This is a genomic window from Streptomyces sp. NPDC020489 (genome assembly GCF_044386545.1).
GTDB lineage: Bacteria > Actinomycetota > Actinomycetes > Streptomycetales > Streptomycetaceae > Streptomyces.
The window spans coordinates 132,590-151,341 of the sequence record NZ_JBIRUZ010000001.1; the positions used below are offsets into that span (position 1 = coordinate 132,590).

The following is an 18,752-nucleotide window of genomic DNA, read 5'->3' on the forward strand; positions in this document are numbered from 1 at the left end:
GCCTGCTCAACTTTGTCCCAGGGACACATTCCGCACGACCACCGGGTCGGTCACTGAGTGGAGGAGGCCGTCGTGAGACGAGTGCGCCCGGGGGATCGGTCCCGCAGCGGTACCGCCGAGGTCTCGTCACGTGCAGCCGGCGAGGAGCGCGCCCTGACGAGCGTCGCGGCCGGTGACCGGTACGAGGAGCCGCGTGACCTGCCCCGGCTGTGGCATGTCACGCTCAGCGTCTCCGGGCCCCAGGCCCCGCTGAAGGAGGTGCGGCGCGGTCTCGAACAGCTCGCCCACGACCACCCCTTTCTGCTGACCAGCCGCTACGCCGGCGACCACGCGGAGATCCGGTACTGGGAGGAGGCCCGCGACCTGCACGACGCGGCCGCCGTCGCGCTGCGGCTGTGGGGCGAGCACCGGCTGACCGCGGGACTGCCGCCCTGGGAGATCGTCGGCCTGGAGGTCATCGACCGCGAGACCTACCACCAGCGCATCTCCGAGGGGTACGGCCCGCTCCCGGCGACGCCGGTGGGGGTCCACCCGTTCTGACGGCAGGTGGACGGATGTCTCGGGGTGTGGGATGAACGCCGGCCGTCCCGCTTGTCCGCACTACCCTTCCCTCATGACCACGCTCTCGCCGTACGACGCCATGTCCCCGGTCGCCCAGGCCGCCTACCGTGCCAAGGCCGCCGCCGCCGACCTCGCCCCGCTGCCGCGGGCCGAGAAGGACGACGCGCTGCTCGCGATCGCGGACGCGCTGGAGGTCCGTACGAGCGAGATCGTCGAGGCGAACGCCAAGGACATCGCCAAGGCCCGCGAGGCCGGCACCAGCGAGGCGATCATCGACCGGCTCACCCTCACCCCCGAGCGGGTGCGGGCCATCGCCTCCGACGTCCGGGACGTCGTCGCGCTGCCCGACCCGGTCGGTGAGGTGGTGCGCGGCTCGACCCTGCCGAACGGCATCGACCTGCGCCAGGTCCGCGTCCCGCTCGGCGTGGTCGGGATCATCTACGAGGCCCGCCCGAACGTCACGGTGGACGCCGCCGCCCTGTGCCTGAAGTCCGGCAACGCCGTCCTGCTGCGCGGCTCGGCCTCCGCGTACGAGTCGAACACCGCCCTCGTCCGGGTCCTGCGCGATGCCGTGGGCGGCGCCGGACTGCCCGCCGACGCGATCCAGCTCGTCCCCGGCCAGTCGCGGGAGAGCGTGCAGGAGCTGATGCGCGCCCGCGGCCTGGTCGACGTGCTCATCCCGCGCGGCGGCGCCTCGCTGATCCAGACCGTCGTCACCGAGTCGATCGTCCCCGTCATCGAGACCGGCACCGGCAACTGCCACGTCTACGTCGACGCCCAGGCCGACGTCGACATGGCGATCGACATCCTGATCAACTCCAAGGCCCAGCGGGTCAGCGTGTGCAACGCCGCCGAGACCCTCCTGGTCCACCAGGACATCGCCGCCGAGTTCCTGCCGCGCGCGCTGGACGCCCTCGCCGAGGCCGGGGTGACCGTCCACGCCGACCCGCGCGTGCTGGCGTACGCGAACGACACCAAGGCCACCGTCGTCGAGGCGACGCTGGAGGACTGGGACACCGAGTACCTGTCCTACGACATCGCCGCCGCCGTCGTCGACTCGCTCGACAAGGCCGTCGAGCACATCCGGCTGTGGACCTCCGGCCACACCGAGGCCATCGTGACGACCTCCCAGCAGGCGGCCCGCCGCTTCACCCAGCTGGTCGACTCCACCACCGTCGCCGTGAACGCCTCCACCCGCTTCACCGACGGCGGCCAGTTCGGCTTCGGCGCCGAGATCGGCATCTCCACGCAGAAGCTGCACGCGCGCGGCCCGATGGGGCTGCCGGAGCTGACGAGCACGAAGTACATCGTCACGGGCGACGGACACGTCCGGCGCTGAGGCACCGAGGCGCACCAGAGGCGCATATGCGGTCGGCACACGCGTGCGGTACGCGCCCCTACCGCACGCGAGGTGCCTCGGACGGCGGACGAATTTCCGTACCGTCTGCCCAAAATGACCCCCCAGGTCTACTCTGGATCCGTGCCGGAGGACGTGGGGGGCATGCCGTTCCCTGACGGCTGGGAGCCCGACGACGACCACGACCGCGGGGTGTCGGACGAAGAGTTCGCCTCCGTGGTCTTCGACGAGGCCTTCGTACGAGCGGCCGTGGTGCACGAGCCGACCGCCGTCGAACGCCTCCTGGCCGCCGCCCAGGCGAGAGCGGAGGCCTCCGAGGCCGAGGCCCGCCGGGCCCACGGCGGCGGTGAACGCTACGAGGACGGGTTCGGTCCCGCGGGACGCGGCGCTTTCGGCCATGATCCCGAGCTCGACGAGCTGGACGACGCCGACATCCTCGAGGGCCGCTACGGCGCCCCCTGGACCTACGGCAAGCAGGTCCGCTGGCACCGTCCCGTCGCCTGGATGCTGGCGCTCGTGATGGGCGTCGGCATGGTCGCGCTGGCCTTCGTCGCGGTCTACCGGGGCGCCTCCTCCGACAGCCGGGACCAGGGCCCGCCCGCACCCGCCTCGACCGGTCTGGAACAGGGTTCCGCGGCGGCCCCCTCGGCCTCCGCCGACCATTCCCAGCCGGCCATCTCGGCCTTCCCGCGCACCCCCTGACCAAGGACCGGCCGGCTGCCGACGATCCCGGTGAGAACCTGTCAGAAGTTGTCGCACAGCGGGGCGTTTACCTGAGCTCCCGGAGACCTACTCTGAAGGTATGGGAGGGCCTGGAGACCCGCCTGAGGGGGCACCCGAGGGCGTCCCCGGTGGCGGTGAGGACGAGTACCGATCCGTCGTCTTCGACGAGTCGTTCGTCCGCGCTGCCCGGCTCCAGGAGTTCTCCGCGCGCGAGCGCCTCGCCGACCACGCGCCCGCCGTCCGGCGCCTCCCGCCGATGCGCCGGGGCCTGTCCCGGCAGCTGCTCGTGCTGGCCGTGCTGATCGCCCTGGCCTTCGGCACCGCGATCTACATGGGCGTACGGCACCCCTACGAGAACCCCGCCGCGCTCCGGGACGTCGAGGCCTCCGCGTTCCGCACCACGGTCGTCCCGCTCGCCCCGCAGGGCGAGGTGCCCGGCGCGGCCGACCCCGAGTCCCTGTACGCCCACAGCCCCGCCGCCCGGTTCCGCGTCGGCGCCGCCGGGATCACCCTGCCCGCCGCCCGGGACACCTCGCACTTCTCCACGACACAGGTCATGAGCGCCCTGGACACCGTCAAGGAGTACCTCGTGCGCTCCGCGCTCTACCCGGAGGTGCTCACCGGCGGGGAGACCCGGCCCGTGCGGGTGCTGCTGCCGGCCGACCAGCACCCCCAGTTCGACGAGAGCCTGAACCATCCGGCCGCCGACGGACGGCACGCGGTCACCGGATGGCTGGTGCGCTTCGACCCCGAGACCGTCGAGCTGGCCGACCCCCGGATCCGGGTCCGGGGCACCCTCAGGACCACCGAGACGTCCTCGGCGTTCCTGGAGATCACCTCGGACCACACCTTCGTCTACGCGCTGCGGCCGGCCGGCGCGGCCGCCGGGGCGGACTCCTCGCTGTTCACCGTGCGGCGCGAGATGCGCTTCCGCTTCGACCAGAACGACGTGCGGCTGCACCAGGCGCAGCTCACCGTGTCGTACGTCCAGGCCGGGCCGCTGTCCTGCGGGGACGACGTGGCGGAGCTGCTGCGCCCGCTGCTGGCCGGCCGGACCGCGAAGGCGGGCGGACCGACCGGGACGGACCCGTTCGCGACGGGACGGGCTACGGCGGTGTGCGGGACGTTGGCGGCGGGGGCGCAGCCGAAGGTGTGAGGTGCGGTGCGCCTGGCCGCCGTTGGGGGCCGCGTTGTCGGCGAGTGCGGGCTGTGTGTGGCTGGTCGCGCAGTTCCCCGCGCCCCTGAGGCGCCTCCGGCGGCCTCGGCGCCCTCAGGTCTCGTCTCGTGGGGGCGTGTCCCTGTTGTTCGGGGGCTCTTCGTCCCTCGGGGGTGCGCTGGTGAAGCCGCCGAAGCCCCGGCGGACCCGGCCGCCCAGGTCGCCCGCGCCGCCGGCGATGTCGGTGACCAGCTTCATCAGCGGGTCCTTGGAGCTCTTGACGTTGCTCGCGTAGGCGGCCGCCGACTCGCGGAAGGAGTCCGTGACCGAGGTGTCCTTGTCCTCGTCGCGCCGCGGGTAGTGGCCGTCCATGATCCGCTGGTGGTCGCGGGACTCGGCCCACTTCTTCAGCTCGGCCGCCCGCACCGTGGTGAAGGGGTGGGAGCGCGGCAGGACGTTCATGATCTTCAGCACCGAGTCGCGCAGGTCGCCCCCGGCCTCGTACTCCTCGGCCTGCTTCAGGAACGCGTCCACGTTCATCTCGTGCAGATGGTGGCCGCCCGCCAGCTTCATCAGGCCGCGCATCGAGGCCCGCAGGTCCTGGCCGACCAGCAGGCCCGCCCGGTCCGCCGACAGCTCCGACTTGCGGAACCACTCGCGCAGCGCGGTCACGATCGCCATGATCGCGAGGTTGCCCAGCGGGATCCACGCCACGCGGATGGCGAGGTTGGTCAGGAACAGCAGGATGGTCCGGTAGACCGCGTGACCGGACAGGGCGTGCCCCACCTCGTGCCCGACGACCGCCCGCATCTCCTCCTCGTCGAGCAGATCGACCAGGCCCGTGGTGACCACGATGATCGGCTCGTCCAGGCCGATGCACATCGCGTTCGGCTGCGGGTTCTGGCTGACGTACATCGGCGGGACCTTCTCCAGGTCCAGGATGTAACAGGCGTCCCGCAGCATGTCGTTGAGGTACGCGAACTGCTGGTCCGACACCCGCACCGAGTCGGACAGGAACATCAGCCGCAGGCTCCGCTCGGGCAGCAGCCCGCTCAGCGCCTTGAAGACCGTGTCGAACCCGCTCAGCTTGCGCAGCGCCACCAGCGCGGAGCGGTCGGCGGGGTGCTCGTAGGCGCGCGAGGAGATCCCGGGGAAGCGCCTGCGCTGCCTGCTCGGCACGTTCTCGTGCCCGTTCTGCTCGTGGCCGTCGTCGGACATGTCTTCCCCCATGTGCGTGAGAGGTGGTCCTTTGCGGACCCTTGTGCGGTCCTTTGCGCCCCCGAAGCAGAGCCCAGCCTAGGCGGAGATACGGTGGACGGGCAGTACAGCGAAGGAGTCCCGTCATGGAGCACCACCCCGCGTCCGCCTGGCTCACCGCAGCCGCGGGCGCAGCCGAGCAGCAAGGGCCGGGAAACCTGCTCCGGGTCGTACTGGTGGTGATGCTGGTGGGCTGTCCGCTGACCGCGTGGTTCCTGCTGCGTGGCTACAGGCAGAAGGACGACTGACGCGCCGCGGAGGTTCCCTCCGGCGCGAGCCGGACGGCAACCCGGCGTCCCAACGGCGGAGTCGGCGTGATCGGCGCGGAGCCGCCCGCTTACCATGGGCCGACGTCTTTATCCCGCCCACCGGATAGGTCCTGCCGAAGATGAGCTTCCACAGCGCCGCTGCCCAGTTGGTCACCCTTGCCGCCGAGGGCGAGGAGCACGGCGGCAACCACGAGAGCCTCAGCCCGCTGCTCACCGGCGGCGGCGCCTTCGTCGCCCTGATGCTCCTGCTGTGGATCACCACTCGCTTCAACCGCGACCGCTGAGGCACCGGTGCCCATACCGGGGCACCTCGGGCCTCCTCCGGCCGCTGCCCTCAGGACGGGCCGGTAGGGTCTGCACGCATGGGAGAGCAGGACATGCCTACCGGCCCGGGCAACGCCCCGTCGAACCGCGGCAAGCGGCGCCTCGGCGTGATGGGCGGAACGTTCGACCCGATCCACCACGGGCACCTCGTGGCGGCCAGTGAGGTCGCCGCGCAGTTCCACCTGGACGAGGTCGTCTTCGTGCCGACCGGGCAGCCGTGGCAGAAGAGCCACCGCAGTGTCTCGCCGGCCGAGGACCGCTATCTGATGACGGTCATCGCGACCGCGGAGAACCCGCAGTTCTCGGTGAGCCGGATCGACCTCGACCGCGGCGGCCCCACCTACACCGTGGACACCCTGCGCGACCTGCGCGCGCTCAACCCCGACACCGACCTGTTCTTCATCACCGGCGCCGACGCCCTCGCCCAGCTGCTCACCTGGCGGGACATGGAGGAGCTCTTCTCCCTGGCGCACTTCATCGGGGTCACCCGCCCCGGCCACCACCTCACCGACGCCGGACTCCCGGAAGGCGGTGTCTCCCTGGTGGAGGTTCCCGCGCTCGCCATCTCCTCGACGGACTGCCGCGCGAGAGTCGCCAAGGGCGACCCCATCTGGTACATGGTGCCGGACGGAGTCGTGCGCTACATCGACAAGCGCGAGCTGTACCGCGGCCAGTGAGCCGAGAGGGGCACCCGGTGAACGATCCATACGACACGGGACACGGCGGCGACCACGAGGACCGCTACGAGGTGGTCGGCTACGACGAGTACGGCCGGCCCGTCTACCAGCAGGTCGCCCCGCAACAGCCGCAGCAGCAGCCGTACGACCCGTACGCCCAGGGGCAGGGCTACGCCTACGACCCGTACGCGGCCGGCGCACAGCAGCAGGAGCAGTACCCCGCCCCGTACCCGCCGCAGTACCCGGGACAGCCCTACGACACCGGCCACCAGGCGCCCGTGCCGCCCTACGACCCGTACGGGCACACCGGGACCCAGGCCGCGGGCACGGCGTACGACCCCTACGGGCAGGCCGCCGCGAGCGGGCAGCAGCCCCGGGTCGCCGAGCAGACCGCCTACATCCCGCAGCAGGCCGGACCGGCCGAGGAGCCGGACGCCGGGGACACCCGGTCCGAACGGGACTACGAGACCGCCCAGTTCGCCTTCGTCGAGGAGCCGGACACCGACTCCGAGGACGTCATCGACTGGCTGAACTTCACCGAGAACCGCACCGAGCGCCGCGAGGAGGCCAAGCGCCGCGCCCGCAGCCGGCTCGTCGCCCTCGTCGTCGTCCTCGCCCTCACCGCGGTCGGCGGTGTCGGGTACCTCTGGTACGCCGGGAAGCTGCCCGGACTGTCCTCCTCCGAGGACAAGACCGGCACGGCCACGTCCGCGGCCGCCCAGAACCGCGACGTGATCGTCGTCCACCTGCACAACACCAAGAAGGGCGGCACCTCCACGGCGCTGCTCGTCGACAACACCACCACGAAGCAGGGCACCACCGTCCTGCTGCCCAACTCCCTCGCCGTGGCCGACGACGACGGCACCACGACCACACTCGCCAAGTCCGTCGAGGACGACGGCTCCTCCGGCACCCGCGAGGCCATCGACACGGTTCTGGGCACCCAGATCCAGGGCACCTGGCGGCTGGACACCCCCTACCTCCAGAACCTCGTCGACATCATCGGCACCATCGAGGTCGACACCAACGCCGACGTGCCCGACCCGGACGCCAAGAAGAAGGGGACCGCACCCCTGGTGAACAAGGGCGCGAACCAGACCCTCAGCGGCAAGATGGCCGTCGCCTACGCCACCTACCGCGGCTCCGGCGAGGCCCAGAACGCCCAGCTGGAGCGGTTCGGACAGGTCATGCAGGGCGTGCTGCGCAAGATGTCCTCCGACGCCCAGGGCGCCACGGTCACCGTCCAGACGCTGGCGCAGATCCTCGACCCCTCGCTCACCGACAAGGACCTCGGCACCTTCCTCGCCAAGCTCGCCGACCTCGCCAAGGGCGGCGACTACAAGACCGCCCTGCTGCCCGTCCAGACCGACGGCGCCCTGAGCGCCCAGGCCAGCGACAGCGTGGTCAAGGACGTCCTCGGCGGCACCGCCAAGAGCCCCGACCAGGACGCCGCGGTCCGGGTGTCCGTGCAGAACGCCAGCGGCGTCAAGGGCAACACCGAGAAGGCCCGCATCGTGCTCCTCAACGGCGGTTTCACCTTCCTGGAGGCCGGCACCGCGTCCGCCGCGCAGAGCGCCTCCGAGGTGGTCTACGCCGACGCGGCCGACAAGGACAACGCCACCGAGGTCGCCAAGACCCTGGGCCTGCCCACCGGTGCCGTCACCAAGGGCAAGGTCTCCTCGAACGCCAACGTCTCCGTGGTCCTCGGCCAGGACTACGCGCCCTCGACGTCATGATCACCCGACGGACGGGGACCCTCTGCGGTCCGTGAGACCCTTGAGGTCCAGCCATCACCGACCGAAAGCCGTGTAGTGACCGCCACTGACCGCTCCATCGAGCTCATCCACACCGCCGCCCAGGCGGCCGCCGACAAGCTCGCGCACGACATCATCGCCTACGACGTCAGCGACGTGCTGTCGATCACGGACGCCTTCCTGCTGGCCTCCGCGCCCAACGACCGCCAGGTCAAGTCGATCGTCGACGAGATCGAGGAGCGACTGAACAAGGAGCTCGGCGCCAAGCCGGTGCGCCGCGAGGGCGACCGCGAGGCCCGCTGGGTCCTGCTCGACTACGTCGACATCGTCGTGCACGTCCAGCACAGCGAGGAGCGCGTCTTCTACGCCCTGGAGCGGCTCTGGAAGGACTGCCCCGAGCTGGAGCTGCCCGAGGACGCCAAGGCCACCCGCGGCAAGGGCGAGGAGCACGCCAAGCTCAAGGCCGCCGAGGAGGCGGCCGACCTCGGTGAGGACTGGCGGTGAGCGCCACCGGTGAGGTGACGGGCGGCCGGTCCGGCCGGGGCCGCCGCGTCATCCTGTGGCGGCACGGCCAGACCGCCTGGAACGTGGAGCGCCGCTTCCAGGGCACCACGGACGTCGAGCTGACCGAGACGGGCCGGTCCCAGGCCCGCCGCGCCGCCCGGCTGCTCGCCTCCCTGGGGCCCGACGCGATCGTCGCCTCGGACCTGAAGCGGGCCGCGCACACCGCCGCCGAGCTCGCCGCCCTCACCGGTCTCGAGGTCAGCCACGACGAGGGCCTGCGGGAGACCTACGCGGGCGTCTGGCAGGGGCTGACCCACGACGAGATCATCGCCTCGCACGGCGAGGAGTACGCCGCGTGGAAGCGCGGCGAGCCGATCCGCCGCGGCGGCGGCGAGCTGGAGACCGAGGTGGCCGACCGCGCCGCCCCCGTGGTGCTCCGGCACGCCGACAAGCTCCCCGACGACGGCACCCTCGTCGTCGTCAGCCACGGCGGCACGATCCGCACCACCATCGGCCGGCTCCTCGGCCTGGAGTCGCGGCACTGGGAGAGCCTCGGCGGGCTCTCCAACTGCTGCTGGTCCGTCCTCGGTGAGGGCGCTCGCGGCTGGCGGTTGCTGGAGCACAACGCCGGCACGCTGCCCGAGCCGGTGCTCGGGGACGACGACTGAGCGGATTTCACTTTCTGGCAGGTCGCAGGCTAAAGTTCTTCTTGTTCGCCCCGCGGAGCGGAACGAACAAAGCAAGGGGCTATAGCTCAGTTGGTAGAGCGCCTGCATGGCATGCAGGAGGTCAGGAGTTCAATTCTCCTTAGCTCCACATCTCAAGATCCCGTCCCCCTCAGGGGGCGGGATCTTGTCGTATCGGACCGATCCGCATCCGGTCGCATCCGGCTTGAGTCACTTGGGCCCCGGAGGCGTATACCTCTACGGAGGCGCCTTGGCGTGGCTGTTCGCGCTGTCCGGCACGGCCCGCGGTGGGTGCCGTGTCCGGACTGGTACTGAGGCGTCGCTGACCGTATTGGTCCGGCCGTGGCAGAATCAAACGGCCGGAAGGGGGCGCGGCCCGACGGGAGGGAGCAGTGATGCCTGCGAGCATCCTCAAGGAGGTCGGCCACCTCCTTGAAGCAGCGTCGACACGGGACACGGTCACCCGGCTCACCTGCCCTTCCTGCGGTTCCCTGCACGTTGCCCAAGTCCTCGGTGACAATGGAGGGGTTTCCTACGTGTGCACGGCCTGCGGCCACAGCTGGAGCTGATCGATGGGTGCGCACAGGCGAAAGTGCGACTGGTGCGGCAGCGGGACGCCGATCGTGCGGGACATGGAGCCGGTCAATCCCGACTACCAGTACTGGTGCGAGGAATGCGCGCGGGCGCTGATCATAAAAGGCGACCCGATCGAGACGTACCGCGAGCTCGAGGGCGAGCCGATCTACGGCCGGCTGCTCGAGGAGCACTGCACGCTCAAGAGGTTCTACTCGTTCGTCACCGCGTGAGGCCCGTCGGTGGCGGGCCTCCGAAACGATTTGGTGTTCCACCCGGGTGACCGTGTAATGTTGGCGTCGCCGCCGGGGAAGCCCGGAGGACACCGCAAGGGGCTATAGCTCAGTTGGTAGAGCGCCTGCATGGCATGCAGGAGGTCAGGAGTTCAATTCTCCTTAGCTCCACGGAAAGATCCCGCCAGATCATCACGATCCGGCGGGATTCTTGTGTTTCCAGGGGCAGTTGAGACGGCGGTCGATCCGGTGGTCGATCCGGGGTCGTGACGCCGAAGGGGCCGCCCGGAGACGGGCGGCCCCTTCGTGCTGTCGGCTCAGCGGCCCAGAGCGCGGCGGCCGCGGCCCTGGGAGAGCACCGGGAGGTTGCGGGCGGTGCCGTTGTCACGCGGGGCCGACTCCTCCAGGCGCAGGGCGAGGGCGGGGCAGCGGCGGACCGCGCGCAGCGCCTTCGCCTCGGCGTAGCGCGGGACTTGGGCCTGGGCGACGGTGGGGAAGCCGTCGGCGCCGAGCTCGAAGACCTCCGGGAGGATGTCGGCGCACAGACCGTGGCCCCGGCAGAGCGTCCAGTCGACGTAGATCTTCTGGCGGCTCGGGCCGTTCTCCTCGGACTCGGTGCCGCCCGGGAGGCCCGAGGGGGTCTGGCCGCCCTCGAAGAGCGGCAGGACGCCCTCCACGGGCCGTCCGCAGCCGTTGCCGAGGACATGCGCGGCGAGGTCGTCGGTGAAGGCCTTGATGGTCGACTCCAGGAACATCGCGGAGCCGTCCGGGTGCGAGCACGCGCCGCGCCGCTTGACGTTCTTGGCGACCTGCTTGAGCGCCTCCAGGGCGGCCGGGCCGCCGCCGTTCAGGATGTCCTCCAGGCCGCGCGCGGCGGCCGGCAGACCGAGGTAGCAGGGGCCGCACTGGCCGGCGCTCTCCTCGGCCAGCCACTTCGCCACCATCAGCGACTCGCCCAGCGGGCAGGTCTCCTGGCTGATCGGCAGGATGGCGCCGGCGCCGAGCGAACCGCCCACGGCGTCCAGGGAGTTGCGGGAGACGATCGCCTCGTTGACGGTCGCCGCGTCGATCCACTTGCCGTGGTAGCCGCCGGTCAGCACGCCTTGGGGGACCGGTGGGGCGCCCGCGAGCTGGAGGACGTAGCGCAGCGGCACGCCCGTGGGGACCTCGATCACCATGGGGCGGGCGACGGCGCCGGAGACGGTGAGCATGACGGTGCCCGGCTCGTCGTAGAGGCCGGTGTTGCCGTAGCGCTCGGGGCCGATGCGGGCGGCGATGGCGAGTTGGGCGAAGGTCTCGGCGTTCGACAGGAGGGTCGGGGCGCCGCCGACGCCGTTCTGGGAGGCGCTGACCTTGCGGCCGGGCGGGATCGCGGGGCCGCCGTCGATGGAGCGGACCAGCGAGGCCGCCGCCCCGGTGACCATCCGGACGGGGTTGCGCTGCACGCGGGCGCGCAGGGCCGACCTGCGGCCGTTGCTGAGGCCGCGTTCGGCGAGGGCGGCCTCCATGGAGCGCTGGGTGGACTCCCGGGTGACCCCCACCACGAGCGTGCGGGCGCCGAGGGCCTCGGCGACCAGCAGGGCGCCGTCCAGGATCAGGTGCGGGGCGCGGTTGATGAGCACCGTGTCCTTGCGGCAGGCCGGTTCGTCCTCGCTGCCGTTCACGACGACGACCGGGCGCACCCCGCGCTTGATCGCCGCCTCGGCGACCGAGCGCAGCTTCTTGTGGAAGGGGAAGCCCGCGCCGCCGCGGCCCTTCAGGTTGATGTTCTCGGAGAGCTTCGCGAGTTGTTCGCCGCCCAGGGGTTCCAGCGGCCCGTGCACCTTCAGGTGCATGGGCAGATCAAGTCTTTCGACAAGGTCGAAGCCCGACGTGAGCTGAGGAAGTCCGACCACGCGGACTTCTGGGACGTCGGGCAGGGCCTCGTTCACCTATAGCCTCCGGAAGGCATGTTCCAAGGTTCGCCCGGGCCCGGTGTGTCGAAGTCGTACGACTCCCCGGGCCTTGGATCAGTGGCGGGACCGCTGTTGTACGTGTCGTTCGAGTAGTACGCGCCGGACATGGTGTTTGTCTCACCGGTGTCGTACATGTCACTCGTGCCGTATCCACCGGTGCCCGGATCGCGGTAGGTCGGGATGGTGTAGCCGGTGTCCTGGAGCGGGTCGTAGGCCGAGGGGGGCGCCTCGCCGACCGGCGGGGGCAGCGGGACCGGCCAGCTGCCGGAGGTGCTGCCGCCGGTGTCGTAGCGCGGGATCGCCTCCGTGGCCTGCAGGTCCGTCGGCAGGTCCATGCGGGCGGTCTGGTCGGCGCCGTAGGAGGGCTGCTGGGGGATGCGGGGGGTGGGCGTGACGGCACGGTAGGCGGCCGCGAAGCCGTTGGCGGGCTCCGCGGCGGGGGGTGCGGGGGTCTCGAACGCGGCGGACGAGGGGGACCGCGTGGCGCGCGTGCCCTCGTAGCCCGGCAGTGAGGAGGTCTCGGCGTTCCTGGCGCGGCTGGCGTCCAGCTCCTCGCGGCCCCGGTTGTCCGGGGTGCCGAGGATCGCCTGGATGCGGTCGGCGACCTTGCGCTTGACCGGGCGGGGGGCGGCGCGCAGGGCCAGGGCGGCCATGACGCCGGCGAGCGACAGGCCGTAGAGGATCACGAAGACCGGCTTGGCCTCGCGGCCCGAGTACAGGCCGTGGAGCAGGGCGAAGCACCAGGCCGGGTAGGCCAGCATGTGCATGGCGCGCCAGCGGGCGGCGACCGGGGCCGGGGAGGCGAACTGGCTGCGCAGGGCGCCGGTGATGCCCACGAAGATCATCAGCAGGCCGGCCAGCGAGCCGAGCCCGATCAGGCCGGCGCTTCCCGTGACGCCGAGTGAGAACGGGATGATCGCGGAGATCAGCGTGGTGTGGTCGAGGACGACCTTGGTGGTGATGTGCAGCAGCAGGAAGGCGATCGAGCCGACCGCCGTGGTCCGGTGCACGGCCTGGCCGATGATCCGCTGCTGCGGGTTGAGGAAGATCCGGTCCTGGGCGACCAGGCCCCAGATCACCGAGCAGGTGAGCGAGACGAGGGACAGCACGCCCGCGCCGAAATTGAGGAAGTCTCGGACCCTCTCACCTCCGACCAGCACGAACACGGGTATGAAGAGCAGGACGACAGCCGACACCATCCCGTAGACCGATCGACCGGCCTTGGGCAGTGAGCTGTTGTTACGACGAGGGTTCATGGGGGCAACTCCGAGCAGTTCGGGAAAGCGGTCCCGCTGCCGCACTCTAAGTCGAGCCATACCGATGGGTACGAGGTTTGAGTTATTGCGTTGTTATCAAAGGACAATGGGGTCGTTGTGATGTCCCTTAGCGGTTGTTACGCGAAGTAACCTTTGACTGTTGTTCAGTTGTTGTCGGGTGATGTTGGAGTGCTCTGCGGGATCTGAGCGAACGGCACCCGGTGCCAAGAGGGCATACGTAAGCGCGTCGCGGCTTGCTCAATGGCTGCGGTACCCTGACGCCATGCGTGCCGTACGCCTTCTGCTTAGCGAGCCGCGCTGATCAGTCCCGACCGCCGGTAACGGCCCGGTCGGCATCGGCGCGGCGTCCCCTCCTGTGCGAGGGGATTTTTCGTTTCCCCACGAGACAGCCGCCGGCAGAGACGATCGATGGAGCTTGAGGATCATGAGCGAGACGAACCCCGCCGCTGCTGCCGAGGTGGCCGCGCCGCACCGCTACACGGCCGCCGTCGCGGCCGAGATCGAGGCGCGCTGGCAGGACTTCTGGGACGCCGAGGGTACGTACGCCGCACCGAACCCCAAGGGTGACCTGGCGGGCGACGCGGAGCTGGTCGCCAAGCCCAAGAAGTTCATCATGGACATGTTCCCGTACCCCTCCGGTGCGGGCCTGCACGTCGGGCACCCGCTGGGGTACATCGCGACCGACGTCTTCGCCCGGTTCCAGCGCATGACCGGCCACAACGTCCTGCACACCCTGGGCTTCGACGCCTTCGGCCTGCCCGCCGAGCAGCACGCCGTGCAGACCGGCGAGCACCCCCGGGTCACCACCGAGGCCGCCATCAACAACATGAAGTCCCAGCTGCGCCGGCTGGGCCTGGGCCACGACAAGCGCCGGTCGTTCGCCACGATCGACCCGGAGTACTACAAGTGGACCCAGTGGATCTTCCTGCAGATCTTCAACTCCTGGTACGACGACGAGGCTCGCCGCGCCCGTCCGATCGCGGACCTGGTCGCCCAGTTCGAGAGCGGTGAACGTGCGGTGCCCGGCGGGCGCTCCTGGGCCGAGCTGAGCGCCGGCGAGCGTGCCGACCTGCTGGGTGAGTACCGCCTGGCCTACGCCTCCGACGCGCCGGTCAACTGGTGCCCCGGCCTGGGCACCGTGCTGGCCAACGAGGAGGTCACCGCCGACGGCCGCTCCGAGCGCGGCAACTTCCCCGTCTTCAAGGCCAAGCTGCGCCAGTGGAACATGCGGATCACCGCCTACGCCGACCGGCTGCTGGACGACCTGGACGCGCTGGACTGGCCCGAGGCCATCAAGCTGCAGCAGCGCAACTGGATCGGCCGCTCCGAGGGCGCCCGCGTCGACTTCCCCGTCGACGGCGAGCACATCACCGTCTTCACCACCCGCCCCGACACCCTGTTCGGCGCGACGTACATGGTGCTGGCGCCCGAGCACCCGCTGGTCGACAAGCTCACGCCGGCCGCCTGGCCCGAGGGCACCCACGACGTGTGGACCGGCGCTCACGCGACCCCCACCGAGGCCGTCGCCGCGTACCGCGCGCAGGCCGCCGCCAAGTCCGACGTCGAGCGCCAGGCCGACGCCAAGGACAAGACCGGCGTCTTCATCGGCTCGTACGCCACCAACCCGGTCAACGGCGCTCAGATCCCCGTCTTCATCGCCGACTACGTCCTGATGGGCTACGGCACCGGCGCGATCATGGCCGTCCCGGCCCACGACACCCGCGACTTCGCGTTCGCGCGCGCCTTCGAGCTGCCGATCCACTGCGTCGTCGAGCCGACCGACGGCCGCGGCACGGACACCGCCACGTGGGACGACGCCTTCGTCTCCTACGACGCCACGATCGTCAACTCCGCGCGGGAGGGCGTCTCGCTGGACGGCCTGGGCGTCGCCGAGGCCAAGGCGCGCATCACCGAGTGGCTGGAGCGGACCGGCATCGGCGAGGGCACCGTCAACTTCCGGCTGCGCGACTGGCTGTTCAGCCGGCAGCGCTACTGGGGCGAGCCCTTCCCGATCGTCTACGACGAGGACGGCATCGCCCACCCGCTGCCCGAGTCGATGCTGCCGCTGGAGCTGCCCGAGGTCGAGGACTACTCGCCCCGCACCTTCGACCCGGACGACGCGGACACCTCCCCGGAGACCCCGCTCTCCCGCAACGAGGACTGGGTCAACGTCACCCTGGACCTGGGCGACGGGCCGAAGAAGTACCGGCGTGAGACCAACACCATGCCCAACTGGGCCGGTTCCTGCTGGTACGAACTGCGCTACCTGGACCCGCACAACAGCGAGAAGCTGGTCGACCCCGAGATCGAGCAGTACTGGATGGGCCCGCGCGAGGGCCAGCCGCACGGCGGTGTCGACCTGTACGTCGGCGGCGCCGAGCACGCGGTGCTGCACCTGCTGTACGCCCGCTTCTGGTCCAAGGTGCTGTTCGACCTGGGGCACGTCTCCTCCGCGGAGCCGTTCCACAAGCTGTTCAACCAGGGCATGATCCAGGCCTTCGTCTACCGCGACAGCCGTGGCTTCCCGGTACCGGCCGAGCAGGTCGAGGAGCGCGACGGCGCCTTCTACTACCAGGGCGAGAAGGTGTCCAGGCTGCTGGGCAAGATGGGCAAGTCCCTGAAGAACGCGGTCACCCCGGAGTCCATCTGCGAGGAGTACGGCGCAGACACCCTGCGCCTGTACGAGATGGCCATGGGTCCGCTGGACGTCTCCCGGCCGTGGGACACGCGCGCGGTGGTCGGCCAGTACCGCCTGCTGCAGCGGCTGTGGCGCAACATCGTCGACGAGGCCACCGGCCAGGTCACGGTCGTCGACACCGAGGCCGACGAGGACACGCTGCGCGCCCTGCACAAGGCGATCGACGGGGTGCGCCAGGACCTGGAGGGCATGCGGTTCAACACCGCCATCGCCAAGGTCACCGAGCTGAACAACCACCTGACCAAGGCGGGCGGCGCGGTCCCGCGCCCCGTCGCCGAGGCCCTGGTCCTGCTGGTCGCCCCGCTGGCCCCGCACATCGCCGAGGAGCTGTGGCGCAGGCTGGGGCACGCGGAGTCGGTCGTCCACCAGGACTTCCCAGTCGCCGACCCGGCGTACGTCGTCGACGAGACCGTGACCTGCGTCGTGCAGATCAAGGGCAAGGTCAAGGCCCGACTGGAGGTCTCGCCCGCCATCTCCGACGAGGAGCTGGAGAAGGTCGCGCTGGCCGACGACAAGGTCGTGGCGGCGCTGGACGGCGCGGACATCCGCAAGGTGATCGTGCGGGCGCCGAAGCTGGTGAACATCGTTCCGGCGTGACGGGCGGGTGCGTGGTGCGCGGGCGCGTGGTGCGCGGGGGTGTGTGACCTGCGCGGGTGCGTTGCGCACGGGCGCGTGGTGCGCGGGCGCGTGGCGCTCGGGGGTGGGTGACCTACGCGGGTGTGGCGCGGACGCGCGAGGGTCGTGACGCGTGACGGTGTGACGCGCGAGGGTCGTGACGCGTGACGGTGTGACGCGTGACGGGTGTCGGCTGCCGGTGGTGGTCCCCTAAGGGTTGGGTGCGGGCAGGGTCGGGGTTCTCCTGGAACTCCGGGCCTGCCCGTAGCGTTTACGGTGGGAGAGCGGCGCGGAATCTCGCGCCCGGTCCGAGGAGGAGCGTTGTGGAGGCATGGATGACGGTGGTCGCGCTGCTTTTCGTGCTCTTCCTCGTGCTCGGCGCCTACGCCACGGTGAAAGCGGTCGGCGCCGCCAAGCGGGGCGTGGACCGCACCCTCACCCAGGCCCGCCGCACGGTCGAGGACCACACCCTGCGCGCCAAGTCCTTCGCCCAGCCGGGCCCGGGCGGCGAACTGGCCCAACTCCGGCTGAAGCTGCGCACCTCCATGCGCGCCACCCAGGACGCGCTGCACGCGGGCGTGGCCGAGGACGAGTCCCTCAAGGAGTCCCTCGCCCTCTTCCAGCGGCTCAGCGCGCACGGCCATGAACTGGACGGGGAACTCAGGCGGCTGGAGTCCGAGCCGGACCGGACCACCCTCGCCGAGCGGCTGCCCGGACTGCGTGAGCGCACCGAGCAGATCACCCACTCCGCGGACTCCCTGCGCTGGGCGGCCCGGGACCGCGCCCGCCGCTTCGCCGACGACGATCTGGACTCGCTGAGCACCCAGATCGACATGGAGGCCGGCGCCCTGCGGCACTGGACGACGGAGCCGACCGCGTCGAACGGACCGGCGGGGTCGCCCGGACCGGCCGCCCAGGCGGCGGCGCCGTGGCCGGAGGCACCGACGGTCGCCGACGACGCGAGCGGTCAGCAGACCTGGCCGCAAGCCCCGAGGTCGTCCACCGCCGAGGAACCGACCCGGCCCGCCATCACCCCGCCGGGACAGCGGCCCGCCTACCCCTGGCAGAAGAAGCCCCGTCCCGAGAGCACGACTTGATCCGGTCAAGGCTGTTCCAGGTGACAGGGGTCGGGCTGCCGCGCCCCCGCTACGGCAGGTAACCTCCAGCTCATGTCCCGCCATGTCGCGATCGTCACCGATTCAACGGCCTACCTGCCGCAGCGGACGATGGAGCGCCACGGCATCACCGCGGTGCCCCTGACCGTGGTCCTCGGCGACCAGGCACTCGAAGAGGGCACCGAGATCTCGACCCGTTCCCTGGCCCAGGCGCTCCAGAAGCGGCGCTCCGTCACCACTTCCCGCCCCAGCCCCCAGCAGTTCGCCGAGACCTACCGCGAGATCGCCGAGACCGGCGTCACCGGCATCGTCTCGCTGCATCTGTCCGCCGAGCTCTCCGGCACCTACGACGCGGCGGTCCTCGCGGCGCGTGAGGCGCCGGTGCCGGTGCGGGTCGTGGACACCGGGATGATCGCGATGGCGCTCGGCTTCTGCGCGCTGTCGGCGGCGGAGGTCGCGGAGTCCGGCGGCACGGTGGACGAGGCGGTCACCGCGGCGGAGAAGCGGGCCGCGGGGACCGCCGCCTACTTCTACGTCGACACCCTCGACTATCTGCGCCGCGGCGGCCGGATCGGTGCCGCACAGGCCCTGCTCGGCTCGGCACTGGCGGTCAAGCCGCTGCTCCAGCTGGAGGGCGGCCGGATCGTGCCCCTGGAGAAGGTGCGCACGGCGTCCAAGGCCATCGCCCGCCTCGAGGAGATCGTGGCCGACCGGGCGGGCAGCGCCCCGGTCGACATCGCCGTCCACCATCTCGCCGCTCCCGACCGGGCCGCGGCCCTCGCGGAGCGGCTGCGGGTCCGGGTGCCGGGGCTGGTGGATCTGCATGTGAGCGAGGTCGGTGCGGTGATCGGGGCGCACACGGGGCCGGGGCTGTTGGGGACGGTTGTGTCGCCGCGCTGAGAGGGCGCGGTGGGAGTGGTCGCGGTGGCACTGGTCGTGGCTTCACTCGTGTGAGTGGCCGAGTTGTCCACAAGTGGGCTGTCGTCCCCGGGAATTGAGCAAGATCATCGCGTGGGCG

At 71.0% G+C, this 18,752-nt stretch carries 17 protein-coding genes and 2 tRNA genes; 16 read left to right on the forward strand and 3 right to left on the reverse strand.

Features of this window, described 5'->3' with window-relative positions; all coding sequences use genetic code 11:
- Positions 1-72: 72 nt before the first annotated feature.
- The 4 genes from ACH41F_RS00530 to ACH41F_RS00545 all read left to right on the forward strand — a co-directional run bounded on the left by ACH41F_RS00530 (position 73) and on the right by ACH41F_RS00545 (position 3,797).
- Entirely contained in the window at positions 73-540 is a 468-nt protein-coding gene (locus ACH41F_RS00530) for a hypothetical protein (protein ID WP_391229069.1), read from the forward strand.
- 73 nt (positions 541-613) lie between these two features.
- On the forward strand, positions 614-1,900 hold the full coding sequence (locus ACH41F_RS00535) for a glutamate-5-semialdehyde dehydrogenase (RefSeq protein ID WP_398831891.1): 1,287 nt from the start codon (positions 614-616) through the stop codon (positions 1,898-1,900).
- A gap of 114 nt (positions 1,901-2,014) precedes the next feature.
- On the forward strand, positions 2,015-2,620 hold the full coding sequence (locus ACH41F_RS00540; RefSeq protein ID WP_391229073.1) for a hypothetical protein: 606 nt from the start codon (positions 2,015-2,017) through the stop codon (positions 2,618-2,620).
- Between the two features lie 100 nt (positions 2,621-2,720).
- Entirely contained in the window at positions 2,721-3,797 is a 1,077-nt protein-coding gene (locus tag ACH41F_RS00545) for a hypothetical protein (RefSeq protein ID WP_391229075.1), read from the forward strand.
- A 114-nt stretch (positions 3,798-3,911) separates the two neighbouring features.
- Here the strand turns inward: ACH41F_RS00545 and ACH41F_RS00550 are convergent, their stop codons facing one another.
- Complete coding sequence (locus ACH41F_RS00550; RefSeq protein WP_391229077.1) at positions 3,912-5,015, reverse strand: M48 family metalloprotease; 1,104 nt, start codon at positions 5,013-5,015, stop codon at positions 3,912-3,914.
- A 125-nt stretch (positions 5,016-5,140) separates the two neighbouring features.
- On the opposite strand from ACH41F_RS00550, the gene ACH41F_RS00555 reads away from it, so the two are divergent.
- The 9 genes from ACH41F_RS00555 to ACH41F_RS00595 all read left to right on the forward strand — a co-directional run bounded on the left by ACH41F_RS00555 (position 5,141) and on the right by ACH41F_RS00595 (position 10,245).
- Positions 5,141-5,302 (forward strand): hypothetical protein, encoded by a 162-nt coding sequence (locus tag ACH41F_RS00555; RefSeq protein WP_391229078.1) that lies wholly within the window; start codon positions 5,141-5,143, stop codon positions 5,300-5,302.
- Positions 5,303-5,442: 140 nt separating this feature from the next.
- A complete protein-coding gene (locus tag ACH41F_RS00560) occupies positions 5,443-5,607 on the forward strand; it encodes a hypothetical protein (RefSeq protein ID WP_046259935.1) in 165 nt (54 codons plus the stop codon).
- Between the two features lie 78 nt (positions 5,608-5,685).
- The gene (nadD, locus tag ACH41F_RS00565; protein WP_391229080.1) at positions 5,686-6,324 is read left to right on the forward strand and encodes a nicotinate-nucleotide adenylyltransferase; all 639 of its coding nucleotides are present in this window, start codon (positions 5,686-5,688) and stop codon (positions 6,322-6,324) included.
- Between the two features lie 17 nt (positions 6,325-6,341).
- Positions 6,342-8,060 (forward strand): LytR C-terminal domain-containing protein, encoded by a 1,719-nt coding sequence (locus ACH41F_RS00570; protein ID WP_391229082.1) that lies wholly within the window; start codon positions 6,342-6,344, stop codon positions 8,058-8,060.
- 75 nt (positions 8,061-8,135) lie between these two features.
- Positions 8,136-8,582 (forward strand): ribosome silencing factor, encoded by a 447-nt coding sequence (gene rsfS / locus ACH41F_RS00575; RefSeq protein ID WP_391229084.1) that lies wholly within the window; start codon positions 8,136-8,138, stop codon positions 8,580-8,582.
- Complete coding sequence (locus tag ACH41F_RS00580; RefSeq protein WP_391229086.1) at positions 8,579-9,250, forward strand: histidine phosphatase family protein; 672 nt, start codon at positions 8,579-8,581, stop codon at positions 9,248-9,250. Before rsfS ends, ACH41F_RS00580 begins: the two co-directional genes overlap by 4 nt.
- A 75-nt stretch (positions 9,251-9,325) precedes the next feature.
- Positions 9,326-9,398 (forward strand) — tRNA-Ala (locus ACH41F_RS00585).
- Positions 9,399-9,900: 502 nt separating this feature from the next.
- Positions 9,901-10,074 carry a hypothetical protein gene (locus tag ACH41F_RS00590; protein WP_004001335.1) on the forward strand — a complete coding sequence of 58 codons (174 nt, stop codon included), beginning with the start codon at positions 9,901-9,903 and terminating at the stop codon, positions 10,072-10,074.
- Between the two features lie 98 nt (positions 10,075-10,172).
- Positions 10,173-10,245, forward strand: a tRNA-Ala gene (locus ACH41F_RS00595).
- Between the two features lie 146 nt (positions 10,246-10,391).
- Here the strand turns inward: ACH41F_RS00595 and ACH41F_RS00600 are convergent.
- Positions 10,392-12,005: an NADH-ubiquinone oxidoreductase-F iron-sulfur binding region domain-containing protein gene (locus ACH41F_RS00600; RefSeq protein ID WP_391229088.1), complete on the reverse strand. Its 1,614-nt coding sequence runs from the start codon at positions 12,003-12,005 to the stop codon at positions 10,392-10,394.
- A complete protein-coding gene (locus tag ACH41F_RS00605; protein ID WP_391229090.1) occupies positions 12,002-13,285 on the reverse strand; it encodes a cytochrome b/b6 domain-containing protein in 1,284 nt (427 codons plus the stop codon). The genes ACH41F_RS00600 and ACH41F_RS00605 overlap by 4 nt, the downstream gene beginning before the upstream one ends.
- A 445-nt stretch (positions 13,286-13,730) precedes the next feature.
- Here ACH41F_RS00605 and leuS point away from each other — a divergent pair, with 445 nt between their 5' ends.
- The 3 genes from leuS (at position 13,731) to ACH41F_RS00620 (ending at position 18,634) form a co-directional block, all read left to right on the forward strand.
- Entirely contained in the window at positions 13,731-16,601 is a 2,871-nt protein-coding gene (leuS, locus tag ACH41F_RS00610; protein ID WP_391229092.1) for a leucine--tRNA ligase, read from the forward strand.
- Positions 16,602-16,954: 353 nt separating this feature from the next.
- Positions 16,955-17,716: a hypothetical protein gene (locus ACH41F_RS00615; RefSeq protein ID WP_391229093.1), complete on the forward strand. Its 762-nt coding sequence runs from the start codon at positions 16,955-16,957 to the stop codon at positions 17,714-17,716.
- A 72-nt stretch (positions 17,717-17,788) separates the two neighbouring features.
- Positions 17,789-18,634, forward strand: a complete 846-nt coding sequence (locus ACH41F_RS00620; RefSeq protein WP_391229095.1) for a DegV family protein — start codon at positions 17,789-17,791, stop codon at positions 18,632-18,634.
- Positions 18,635-18,752: the final 118 nt, after the last annotated feature.